Raw genomic sequence first — 12,089 nt, 5'->3', positions numbered from 1 at the left:
TGTGCGGCTTTGGCGCGCATTGGATCGACGACGCTATCTGATGGGCTTCCTGCACGGGATCGTGTGAGCCGCTCAGGTCGTGAAAGGCCAGTTCAACATTCGGGTGATCGATCACCCTCTGGAAAACCTGACCGTCCTCCTCGAAGAAGGCGGCCCGTACTGGTTCGGCCTCTTTCAGCGCGCGGCGGATCGCCCACTCGAGGGGATCGCGTTGTACCGGGCCCTCGATTCTCACGAAGAGGCCAAGCTGCCACTCCGTACCAAAGCGACCGGTTGCCTGCGCAAGCCAAATATCCAGCTGTCCGCGCGTCAGCGGAAGTACCTGGTCACCGAGTTCCATCGAATCGCGCCCCATCGATGTCAGACGGCTTCCGCAGGCGCCAGCTTTTCGCACAGCAATCCCGCCAGACCGCGGATGCTGATTGTGGTGATGTCGGCGGACGTGATGCGTATGCCCGTCTCGGTCTCGATGCGGGTACGCAGTTCGAGCGCGCCCAGCGAATCCAGGCCATACCCGGAGAGCGACCGGTCGGGATCGACGCTGCGTCGCAGAATCAGGCTGACCTGATCGGAGATCAGTCGCCGCAGCCGGTTGGGCCATTCGTCCAGGGGCAGCCCGTTGAGTTCGGAACGCAGTTCGCTGGTGTCCGTTGGGTTTTGTCCGGTGGAGCGGAACGCTTCGGCGAAGGGGCTGTGTTGGGCGAAGGCGGTCAGCCAGGGAGTATCGGTGATCGGCGCATAGCCGGTGTAGGCGCGGTCGTGGCGCAGCAGTGCTTCGAACGCGTAAGCGCCCTCGTCGCGAGCGATGGCAACGTCGGTGCGTTCCGCGAGGGCGGCAGCGCGCCCGATCTGCGCCCAGGCGCCCCAACCGATCGCGGTGGCTGGGAGGCCCCGGGCCCGTCGCCAGTGGGTGAAGCCGTCCAGCCAGCTGTTGGCGGCGGCGTAGGCTCCCTGCCCGGGCGAGCCCACCAGCGCGGCCGCCGAAGAGAACGAACAGAACCAGTCCAACGGCTCGTCGGCGGTAGCGGTGTGCAGATTCCACGCACCGTAAACCTTTGGTGCCCAGTCACGGTCGATGAGATCGTCAGTGATGTTGGTCAGTGTGGCGTCGTCGACCACCGCCGCGGCGTGCAGCACCCCGCGGACCGGAAGCCCGGTGGCGGTAGCGCTGGCCACCAACCGCTGTGCGGTGCCCGGTTGGGCGATGTCACCGCATTCCACCACGACCTCGGCGCCGCTCGCGCGGATCAGCTCGATCGTCTCCAGCGCCTCGCGCGTTGGCTGCGAGCGCGAGGACAGCACAATGCGGCCGCAGCCGGCAGCGGCCATCTTTCCCGCCAGGAAAAGGCCAAGACCCCCAAGTCCACCGGTGATGAGGTAGGCGCCATCGTGGCGGAAGACTCGAGCCTGCGCAGGCGGAACCGCTACGCGACTGCACCCCGTGTGAGGGATGTCCAGCACGAGTTTGCCTGTGTGCTGGGCGCCGCTGATCAGCCGGATTGCGGTGGCGGCGTTGGCAAGTGGGTAGTGCGTGCTCTCCGGGACCGGCAGCTCGCCGTCGGCGATGAGCTGGTACACCGTGGTCAACAAGTCTCGGACGCGGTCTGGCTGGCTGTACGACAGCAGCGCTAGGTCGACGGCGTAGAACGCAAGGTTGTGTCGGAACGGAAAGAGTCCGAGTCGGGTGTCTCCGTAGATGTCGCGCTTGCCGATTTCGATGAAGCGTCCACCGATCGCCAGCAGTTCGAGGCCCGCGCGCTGGGCGGCGCCGGTGACCGAATTGAGCACGATGTCCACGCCGTACCCCTCGGTGTCCTGGCGTATCCGATCGGCGAATTCTAGGCCTCGCGAGTGGTAGACGTGCTTAATGCCCATGTCGTGCAACAGTTGTCGATGTTGCTCACTTCCGGCGGTCGCGAAGATCTCGGCACCCGCGGCGCGGGCGATCGCGATCGATGCCTGCCCCACCCCTCCGGTGGCGGAGTGGATCAAGACCTTGTCACCTGCCTTGATCTGAGCAAGCTCCCGCAGACCGTAGTAGGCGGTGACGTGCGCGGTCGGCACCGCCGCCGCCTGGTCGTCGGAGACTCCGGCGGGCAGCTTCACCGCAAGGCGCGAATCGCAGGTGATGAAAGTGCCCCAGCAGCTGTCTCCGGACAGACCCCCGACATGATCGCCTACCACGTGCTCTGTCACGTCTGCTCCGACCGCGGTCACCACCCCGGAGAAATCGGTTCCCAGCTGGGGTAGGCGGCCCTCGAAGGCGGGGTACCGGCCGAACGCAACCAGCACGTCGGCGAAGTTGATGTTGGAGGCGCTGACGGCAACCTCGATTTCCCCGGGACCCGGCGGAACCCGTTCGCAAGCAATGAGTTCCATCGTCTCCAGATCGCCGGGTGTACGGATCTGCAGACGCATCCCGTCACGCTCGTGGCTGGCGAGGGTGGACTGGCGCTCCTCGGGGCGCAGCGGAGCGGGGGACAACCGCGCCACATACCATGCCCCATTTCGCCAAGCGGTCTCGTCCTCCTCCGACCCACCGAGCAGTTGCCGAGCCAGCTGCTCGGCATCGGTGCCCTCGTCCACGTCGATCTGAGTGGCGCGCAGGTGCGGCTGTTCGGTGCCGATCACCCGCATCAAACCCCGCAGCCCGGTCTGCTCCAAATTGGCAACGTCTCCGGCCACTACGGTCTGGGCGTTGCGCGTGACGACATATAGGCGTGGGAGCTGGCCAGGAATCTCCGACAATTCACGGGTGATACGCACCAGATGCTTGACATGCTCGCGGCCCAGCAGCGGAGATTGGTCGTCGGCTTCGCCGTTTCCAGGTCCGGTGAGGACCACCACACCGGTGAACCCACCCCCGCGTAGTTGACTTCGAAGCTCTTGTGCGTTCGAGGCGTGGTCGGCTTGCTGTGGCCAGCATATGGTGGTGCATTGCGCAGCAAGGCTTTTCATGGAGTCGGTCAACGTGGTGGCCACCATGTCCGTGGCGGTGGTACTCATCAGCAGCCAGGTTCCGGCGTGGGCCTGTTCCACCTCGGGCAATTCCCGTCGCGACCATTCGATGGTCAGCAGCCGCTGGGCCAGCACCCGATCGTGGTGGCCGCCCTCGGATGCTCCCGTGCCCAATCGCAGCCCCTGGACGCTGAGCAGGACTGCCCCGTGCGCGTCGAGCACGTCCAGGTCGGACTCGATGCCGGAGGTATCGGCCTTCGTCACCCGGGTGCAGCAGTAGCGGGCGCGGCGGGCAGCACCGTAGGAGCGGAGTCGGCGGAGGCCCAACGGCAACGCCAGCAGATCTTCGCCCAGCGCCTGGACCTTCGGATGGGCCGCCACGGACTGAAAGCAGGCATCCAGCAGCGCAGGGTGCACGCCGTAGGCATCTTGATGCGATCGGATTTGGCCGGGTAGCGCGACCTCGACCAAAACGGTGTCGGTTTCTCCCTCGTCGGTGTGCACCACGACGAGACCGTTGAACGCCGGACCGTACTGAACCCCACGCCGGACCAGGCGCTTGCGCACCTCGGCGCCGTCCTCGCGGTGCCGGTGCGCGGCCAGTAGCGCGGACATGTCGTGAGCAGGAGGGTGCTCATCCTCTGCAGCATGTAGGACCGCGGTGGCTTGCCGCGCTTGTTCGCCCCCCTGATTGGTCTGCACGCTGAAGTCGACGACGCCCGGCGATGACAGCGTCGCCGATGCGCCGACCGTGGTCTGCTCGTCCAGCAAGAGCGCCTGCTCGAAGCGGATGTCACGGACCTCAGAGGACTCTCCCAGCACGGTGCGCGCGGCCGCCAGCGCCATCTCGCAATAGGCCGCCCCTGGAAGTACGGCCACATTTCGGATGCGGTGATCGCCCAGCCAGGGCTGGGCCGCGGTGCCGACCTCGGCCTGCCAAACGTGGCGCTCCGGTTCCTCCTGCAAGCGCACGTGCGCGCCAAGCAGCGGATGTACTGAAACGGTGCAACCACCGTGCGTCGGAGATTCCTGATCATCGCGGCTCAAGAGAAGCCGACGGTGCGTCCAGGTAGGCAGCGGTGCGTCCACCAGCCGCCCGTTCGGGTAGAGCACGGAGAAGTCCACTGCGGCGCCCGCATTGTGCAGATCCGCCACGAAGCCACGGAGCCCGTGTGGCAGCGCTTGTTCGCGGCGCATGCCTGCCAGAGCGACCATCGGCATGTCGAGACTGCGGGCGGTCTGCTCGACCGCGTGGGTGAGCAGCGGGTGGGGCGCCAGCTCAGCGAAGACGCGGTAGCCATCCTCCAGGGCGGCCTGTACCGCGGGGGCGAACCGCACCATGTGGCGCACATTGTCCGCCCAGTAACCGGCATCGCACACCGGCTGCTCACGTGGGTCGTACAGGGTCGCCGAGTAGAACGGAACTTCCGGTGTCATCGGGTGCAGGTCTGCGAGCACGTCGGTCAGCTCGTCGAGGATCGGATCGACCTGGGGAGAGTGTGAGGCGACATCGACGGCGATCTCGCGGGCCATCACGTCGCGCTGCTCCCAGGCCGCGACCAGATCTCGAACGGTTTGGGTGGCACCCCCGATCACGGTCGACTGCGGCGAGGCCACGACCGCCACCACGGCGTCGTTGATGCTGCGGTTTAACAGTTCCGAAAGCACTTGCCGGGCAGGCAGTTCCACCGATGCCATGGCACCGGCGCCGGCGATGCGAGACATCAGCCGCGAACGCCGGCAGATGACGCGGAGTCCATCTTCCAGCGATAGTGCACCGGCGACGACGGCTGCGGCGGCCTCACCGAGGGAATGCCCGATGACCGCGCCCGGGCGCACACCGTAGGAGCGCATGGTGGCGGCCAGCGCGACCTGCATGGTGAACAGCGTCGGCTGGATCCGGTCGATGCCGCTCACGATGTGCGTCGCGGTCATCGCCCCGGTCACCGAGAACCCCGACTCGAGAGCGATCAGTGGCTCGGCCGCCGCGACGGTGGCGGCGAACACCGGTTCGGTCGCCAACAGCTCGGCGCCCATCTGAGCCCACTGCGAACCCTGTCCGGAGAACACCCACACCGGCCCCCTGTCGCCCTGCCCGACCGCGGCCTGATGCGGCGTATCGCCGTCCGCGACCTCTTGCAGCGCCTCGGTGAGTTCTGGCCGGCTGCTCGCAATGAGGGCGGTGCGGACCGGTCGGTGCCCGCGCCGGCGCGCCAGGGTGTAGGCCAGATCCAGCAAGGCCACATCCTCGTGTGCAGCCACCCAGTCGCTCAGTCGGCCTGCGGTACGGCGCAGTTCGTCGACCGAGCTGGACGACAGCGGGAACAGCAGTGGCGCGGTCAACGACGATTCGACTGAGAAGTCCTCGGGGGTGACAGCTGCATTGGTTAGCTGTTCCGGTGCCTGTTCCACGACGGCATGCACGTTGGTTCCCGATAGCCCGTACGACGAGGCCGCCGCCCGGCGCGGATGATGGCCATTGGTCGGCCATGGTGTGAGGTCCTGCGGCACGAAGAGTTTGGTGTCGATTCGGGCCATCTCGTCGGGCAGCCGGGTGAAGTGCAAATTCCGGGGGATCACTCCGTGCTGCAGGGCCAGGACCGTCTTCATCAGGCCCAGTGCTCCGGCGGCCGACTGGGCATGTCCGAAATTCGTCTTCAGCGTAACCAGCGCGCAGGGGCCCTCGATGCCATAGACGTTGGCCAGGCTGGCGTATTCGATCGGGTCACCCACCGGGGTGCCGGGGCCGTGCGCCTCGACCATGCCGATGCTGCGGGCGTCGACGCCCGCAGCGGCCAAGGCCGCCCTGTACACAGCGGTCTGAGCGGTGACCGATGGCGTGGCGATGTTCACGGTGTGGCCGTCTTGGTTGGCAGCAGTGCCGCGGATCGCGGCCAGAATCCGATCGCCGTCGCGCAGTGCGTCGGGCAAACGCTTGAGCAAGAACACGGCGCAGCCTTCGGAGGACACGAACCCGTCCGCGGCGACGTCGAACGCATGACATCTTCCGGTGGGCGACAGCATGCCCTCCGCGGAGCCTGCGACGAACTTCCGCGGATCCAGGATCACGGCGGCGCCACCGGCGAAGGCAAGATCGCTCTCACCGTCGATCAGGCTGTGACAGGCCAGGTGCACCGCGGTCAGGCCAGACGAGCAGGCGGTGTCGACGGTCAGCGCGGGACCATGGAGCCCGAGGGCGTACGCGATCCGCCCGGACGCCAGGCTGAAACTGCTACCGGTGAAGCCATACGGTGCCTCCACGGCGTGCGCATCGGCGGCCAGCAGTTGGTAGTCGCCGTGCGTCAAGCCCACGAACACACCGGTCAGCGAGTCCGCCATCGCTTCCCGAGTGAGCCCGGCGTGCTCCATGGCCTCCCACGATGTTTCCAGCAGCAGCCGGTGTTGCGGGTCGATCGCGGTGGCCTCGCGCTCGTTGATCCCGAAGAAGTCGGAATCAAACCCGGCGACGTCGTCGAGGAACCCGCCCCACTTCGTCACCGATCGCCCCGGTACCCCTGGCTGGGGGTCGTAGTAGTCGTCGGCGTCCCATCGGTCGGGCGGAACCTCGGTGACCAGGTCGTCGCCGCGCAGCAAGGCCTCCCACAGCTGCTCGGGAGAATCGATGCCCCCGGGAAGCCGACAGGCCATGCCGATGACGGCGACCGAAGTGCCATCTGCGTGGTTCATGGCGGGCTCACCCGCGTGTGCTCGGTCAGAACGCTCCATCCGACCGCCCCCAATCAACCCGGTTGACTACTCGATGCCCGTTCGGCCAGCCTGTCGCGCAGACTCCGCGGCCGTATGTCGGTCCAGTGCTCTTCGATGTAGTCCAGACAGGCGGCGCGATCGGCCTCTCCGAAGGCCGCGCGCCAGCCGGCGGGAATTTTGGCAAAGATCGGCCACAAGCTGTGTTGCTCCTCGTCGTTGACCAACACGAGGAAGCTGACACTGTCGTCGTCGAACGGTTTGTTGCTCATCGGTTTCCCCCAAGCCTCCGAGATGCGTGGAACCGACCTGAACGTACTGCAGGTCAGCGTCGCAAATCCGGGGTTTAGTTAAAATTGTCTCGACCGTCAGCATCGGGTCGGGTGAACCGACCGGCTTGCATTCGTCCCCACCGGCCCGACTGCGCGCGATCCGGGGGGTGCGGGTGTGGTGCGGTCAGCAAGGCCCGCATCGATCCGGAGATGCGTGAACCTGCAAGCACTACGGCGCCCGTCGTATGGCAACCGCTGTGAGCCACGCTGCAGGATTACCAACTCATGGTGAAACATGGTGGCGGGGCACGTGTTTCATCCCAGTCGGGGTGATGGCGATGCCGTTCGCGCTCAGCGCCGCGCAGCCGGTCGTCGCTTCGGCTGTGGCCCGAACCGTGCCGACTTCCGTCGCGAGCAAAGCACTAGAACGCGAATCGGACCAGCCGGTTGCCGTTGCGATCCGTAGGCACGGTGTGCGCAAATCGGCACGACGGTCCCTGCTGGGTGAGGGAAGTCTTGTCGGACCGGGCAATGCCGGGGCCGTCCTCGACGAGACGGAGCGGGCCATCCCGGCGTGCGATCTCACTGCCGTCGCGGGTGGCCCCCGCTCGACGATGCCCGACATATTGGCCTTGGCTAGCGGTGGTCCGACTTTCGGCAGCGCTCAGCGAGAAACTCTCCGAATTCTAACAGATTTAGCAAACTATGCAGCGGTTCAGCCATCTCGTCCGGGGCGACATTCAGGACGGTGCCGCCATTGGGAACGCTCGACCGTGTAGGCCGGTGATCTCGGTCGTGACGGAGGTCGACATGCGTCCCCGACAGGTTCGCTGAAGCGACCCCTGCCCCGCGGTGACGGCGATATCGTGCTCACCATGCCACGGTCGTTCGACTGCTCAGTCGAATCCTCGGTGAGCGTCGAACAGATTTACGGCGCGTTCTCCGAGGAGGACTACTGGCTGGCGCGGCTGGCAGCCTACGGCGGCAACGGCAGGCTCGACTCTTTCGACGTCGGCGCAGGCGGCGTCGTGCAACTCGTCGTCGTCCACGATCTGCGCAACGCCTTGCTGCCGAAACCGTTTGGAAAGCTCTACCCCCGCGATCTGGAGATCGTGCAGGACGAGACGTGGAGGCTGGTCCGCGGCGTCGGGGTGTGCGGGGAGGTCCGCACCGAGGCGCGGGGGATACCTGGGTCGGGGGTGGGCACGGTCATGATGGCGCCCGCGGACAACGGCTCGCGCCTGAAATGCTCCGGCACCGTGAAGTTCAAGATCCCGTTTGTCGGCGGCGCGCTCGAGACCATCTTGAGTCGCCAGATGGTCGAAGAGACTCCCGAAATGCTGCGGTTCACCACGAAGTGGATCGAGGTGCACGCCTGACGCCGGACGAACGCAAGGGAGCGGCGAGGTCAGATCATCGAATGGCCGGCCGGGGGCCTTGTCCGGCTTGACCTGGAGGGCGGCAGCATCACCGTGACGAACCTCGGGACGTACGGAGTGGAGGAGTTCGCCGCCATCATCAATCCGCCGCAGTCAGCGATCCCGGGGGCCGCTGCGCCTGCTCGCCTAGTCAGGGATGTGGACGGCCCCGGCTAGCCGATCAGACCGCCGGCGCCGACGATGCCGAAAGACGTTTCGGCGGGCTCCCTTTCGGGTTCCAGCGAGCTGTGTTCGCAGTCGAGCAGGAACCGGAGGATGAACTCGTGGGAGGTCGCCAGATGCGCGCGAGTCAAGTCCGCGGCGGCGTTGGCATCACCTCGGCTCACCGCCTCGTAGATGCCGCGGTGTTCGTCGTGCAGGTGGCCCATGTCGCCGAATACCCCGACGTGCAGGTAGAGGTAGCGATCGGTGAGCCTGCGTAGCTGCTCGGTCATCTGAATCATCCGGGGGCGGTGGCCGCGCGTGTAGACGAGCGCATGAAATTCGGTGTTGCACTCCAGCCACTGCACAGGCTCGGGGCCGGCCTCCATCCGTTCCAGCAGCACCTTCATCCGCGTGAGTTCGGCGCGGCCGACGTTGGGCACGGCTAGTCGGGTCAGCATCGGTTCGACCGCCTCGCGCAGTTCGTAGAGCTCCTGCAGCTCCGGCACCGACAGCCGCCGCACCACGGCGGTGGTGGCGCTGACGTCGACGAGTCCTTCGCTGGCCAGCGCCTGCAGGGCATCGCGGGCCGGCATGCGGCTGACGTCGTACTCCTGGGCCAGCCGTTGCTGCGACAGCCGGGTGCCGGGCCGCAGTTCCCCGCTCAACATTCGTTGACGCAGATCCCGGGTCAACCGGCCCGCGGACGATTCTCCTGCCATCTGCCCTCATTTTGCTGGTGGTCCGACTGCGCCGGCACCCGGTCTACTGGCCCGGCGAATCGAGTCTATCCGAGCGCAACGGTATGCCTTGCGTTCCAGATCACACCTGATTACCGTTATCCGTGTACCAAATAGTATTTCGGTATACCGATTTGGAGATCGCCATGACCTTGACTGCGCCCCTCGCCACCGGCGAGGACCCCCGCGTACCGCTGCCCACCGGACTGCTCATCGGCGGTCGCGTCGTGCAAGGACGGGCCGCGCCCATTCCGGTGACCAATCCCGCGACGGGGGAGGTCTTCACCGAGGTGTCCGGCGCCAGCGAAGAGGACATCGACGACGCCGTCCGCAACGCGCACGACACGTTTCGCAACGGGACCTGGCGCACCATGCCGATCCACGATCGCGCACGGTTGATCAACCGCTTCGCCGACGGCATCGAGGCGCGGATGGCCGAGCTCTACGAACTCGAGACCAGGAACAACGGGCGGCCGATCACCGAAACCAAGGCGCAGATCACGCGGCTCTCGGAGTGGTACCGGTACAACGCCGCACTGCTGCTCGCCGACCGGACCTCCGTGGTGCCGCTGCGCGGCGACTACCACGCCTACACCAGCCGGTTCCCGCTCGGCGTGGTCGGCATCCTCTCGTCTTTCAACCACCCCATGATGATCGCCTCAAAGAGCCTCGCGCCGGCCCTCGCGACTGGAAACACCGTGGTGCTCAAGCCTTCTGAGCAGACGCCGCTGACCGCGCTGTTGCTCGGTCAGATTGCGCTCGAGGCAGGCATCCCGCCAGGGGTACTGAACGTCGCCCCCGGCCTCGGGCCGACGGCGGGCGCGGCGCTGACCGGACATCGGTTGGTCAAGAAGACCGTCTTCACCGGCGGCACCGAGCCCGGCCGGGCCATCGCGATCGCCACCGCCCAGCGGTTCGCCAAGGCGACCCTGGAGCTGGGCGGGAAGTCACCGGTGCTGATCTTCGACGACACCCCGATCGACGTCGCGGCACGCGGTGCGGCCTTCGGGGGCTTCGTCGGCGCCGGCCAGACCTGCATCGCGGGCAGCAGGCTGCTGATTCAGCGGACCATCTACGACGACGTCGTCGCCGAGCTCTCGAAGGTCGCCGCGACGATCCGGATCGGTGACCCGGCGGACCCGACGACCCAACTCGGGCCGGTCATCTCGAAGCGTGCCCAGGACAGGATCCTCGGCTACGTCGACGGCGCGCTGCGCGACGGGGCGCGGCTCGCGTCGGGCGGCCACGCGGCGGACGTACCCGGTCTGCCCGGCGGCTTCTTCATCGAACCGACCGTGCTGGCCGACGTTACCAACGACATGCGCATCGCGCGCGAGGAGATCTTCGGTCCCGTGGTCGTGGCGATTCCGTTCGAGGACGAGGCGCAGGCCGTGGTGCTCGCCAACGACTCGGACTACGGGCTCGGGTCGTCGATCTGGACTCGGGACGTGGCACGGGCACACCGCGTCGCGGCTCAGCTGGAGACCGGCATGGTGTGGGTGAACGACCACCACCGGCTCGACCCGTCGTCGCCGTGGGGCGGCGTCCGCGAAAGCGGGGTGGGACGCGAGGGTGGCTGGGAGTCGTTCAACGACTTCACGAATGTCCGCGCGGTCACCATCCGCACCGCTCCCGACGACGTCGACTGGTACGGCGGCGTCGCAACGGATCGGCTGAACTGACATGGGCGAACTCGTGTCCTCGTCACCTGCCCCCGGCGTGCTCCAGGTCGTCATCGACCGGCCGCCGGACAACCTACTGACCGTCGGCCTGTGCGCCGAACTCACCGAACTGCTGCTGTCCCCGCCGTCCGGCGCCCACGTGTTGCGCCTGCGGGCCGCCGGTGAGGTGTTCTGTCTGGGCCGGGAGCGGGCGGGCAGCACCCCGGGGGAGCTGCGCTCGGAAAGCCGGACACTGGTGGGCCTGCACCGCGCGCTGCGGGACACGCCCTTGGTGACCGTTGCCGAGGTGCACGGCGACGCCGCGGGATTCGGCGTGGGCCTGCTCGCGGCTTGCGATGTGGCAGTGGCGTTTTCGGGCGCCTCGCTGTGGTTCCCGGAAGTGGGCATCGACCTGGCGCCCGCTCTCGTGCTGGCCTGGCTGCCGCGCATCGTCGGTGAACGGCAGGCCTTCTGGCTGACCGCCACCGGCGAGCCGATCAGTGCAGCCCGTGGACTCGAGCTGGGCCTGCTCAACGAGGTCGTCAGCTCCCAGGAGGCGCTCGCGAAGGACGTGCAGGCGCGCGTCGACGCGCTGCGAACCCGGAACCCGCGGATCCACGGCGAGATCAAGGACATGCTGCGCGCGTTCCGGCCATTGGACGAGGACCAGGCCCTCGAACTCAGCATCGACCGGCTCGTCGTCGGTGCGCTGCGCCGAGGCGAAACCGCCAGACCAACCGAATAGTCCCGAGCACGCTGGCAATTGGCGAAGGAGCCAACCATGACCACTGCCCCTACCGACACCGGCCAGGCCTGGCACTCGGGCATCAGCCGCTACCAGTGGAGCGTCCTCGTCGCGACGACGCTCGGCTGGGCGCTCGACGGATTCGACTACAGCCTCTTCACCCAGGTTGCCGGGCCCGCGACGACCGACCTGCTGGGCAAACCGTCCACCTTCTACAGCGGCCTCGCCGTCACGATCTTCCTGACCGGCTGGGCCGTCGGGGCGATCTTCTTCGGCGTGGTCGCCGACTACGTCGGCCGGGTCCGGGTCCTGATCACGGGCGTGCTGCTGTTCTCGGTGTTCACTGCGCTGTCGGTGGTGGTGGTCAACTACGCGGAGTTCGTGACGTTCCGGTTCATCGCCGGAATCGGTTCCGGCGTCGAGCTTCC

8 protein-coding genes and 1 pseudogene are annotated in these 12,089 nt (G+C 67.0%); 5 read left to right on the top strand and 4 right to left on the bottom strand.

Annotation, left to right across the window (positions count from 1 at the left end; all coding sequences use genetic code 11):
- The 3 genes and pseudogenes from QOI01_RS35600 to QOI01_RS35590 form a co-directional block, all read right to left on the bottom strand.
- A pseudogene (locus QOI01_RS35600) lies at nt 1-340 on the bottom strand (condensation domain-containing protein); the annotation flags it as partial.
- A gap of 20 nt (nt 341-360) precedes the next feature.
- Nucleotides 361-6,645 (bottom strand): sulfolipid-1 biosynthesis phthioceranic/hydroxyphthioceranic acid synthase, encoded by a 6,285-nt coding sequence (pks2, locus tag QOI01_RS35595; RefSeq protein ID WP_526388865.1) that lies wholly within the window; start codon nt 6,643-6,645, stop codon nt 361-363.
- 53 nt (nt 6,646-6,698) lie between these two features.
- Nucleotides 6,699-6,935: an MbtH family protein gene (locus QOI01_RS35590; RefSeq protein ID WP_526388863.1), complete on the bottom strand. Its 237-nt coding sequence runs from the start codon at nt 6,933-6,935 to the stop codon at nt 6,699-6,701.
- Nucleotides 6,936-7,810: 875 nt separating this feature from the next.
- Here QOI01_RS35590 and QOI01_RS35585 point away from each other — a divergent pair.
- A complete protein-coding gene (locus QOI01_RS35585) occupies nt 7,811-8,314 on the top strand; it encodes a DUF2505 family protein (protein ID WP_526388861.1) in 504 nt (167 codons plus the stop codon).
- 33 nt (nt 8,315-8,347) lie between these two features.
- The gene (locus QOI01_RS35580; protein WP_526388867.1) at nt 8,348-8,530 is read left to right on the top strand and encodes a 2-oxo acid dehydrogenase subunit E2; all 183 of its coding nucleotides are present in this window, start codon (nt 8,348-8,350) and stop codon (nt 8,528-8,530) included.
- On the opposite strand, the gene QOI01_RS35575 is transcribed toward QOI01_RS35580, so the two are convergent.
- Complete coding sequence (locus tag QOI01_RS35575; RefSeq protein WP_526388859.1) at nt 8,527-9,237, bottom strand: GntR family transcriptional regulator; 711 nt, start codon at nt 9,235-9,237, stop codon at nt 8,527-8,529. The genes QOI01_RS35580 and QOI01_RS35575 overlap by 4 nt on opposite strands.
- Before the next feature lie 164 nt (nt 9,238-9,401).
- On the opposite strand from QOI01_RS35575, the gene QOI01_RS35570 reads away from it, so the two are divergent.
- The 3 genes from QOI01_RS35570 to QOI01_RS35560 all read left to right on the top strand — a co-directional run.
- Nucleotides 9,402-10,937, top strand: coding sequence for an aldehyde dehydrogenase (locus tag QOI01_RS35570; protein WP_526388857.1), 1,536 nt, complete (start codon nt 9,402-9,404; stop codon nt 10,935-10,937).
- 1 nt (nt 10,938) lies between these two features.
- Entirely contained in the window at nt 10,939-11,661 is a 723-nt protein-coding gene (locus tag QOI01_RS35565; protein WP_526388855.1) for an enoyl-CoA hydratase/isomerase family protein, read from the top strand.
- 36 nt (nt 11,662-11,697) lie between these two features.
- Nucleotides 11,698-12,089, top strand: a 392-nt coding sequence (locus tag QOI01_RS35560; RefSeq protein WP_526388853.1) for an MFS transporter, incomplete at its 3' end; no start/stop codon positions are given.

Origin of the sequence: Mycobacterium sp. (assembly GCF_032162605.1) — a bacterium.
GTDB lineage: Bacteria > Actinomycetota > Actinomycetes > Mycobacteriales > Mycobacteriaceae > Mycobacterium.
The sequence above is the reverse complement of the archived record's forward strand: the minus strand, read 5'-3'. Positions and strand labels throughout refer to the sequence as shown.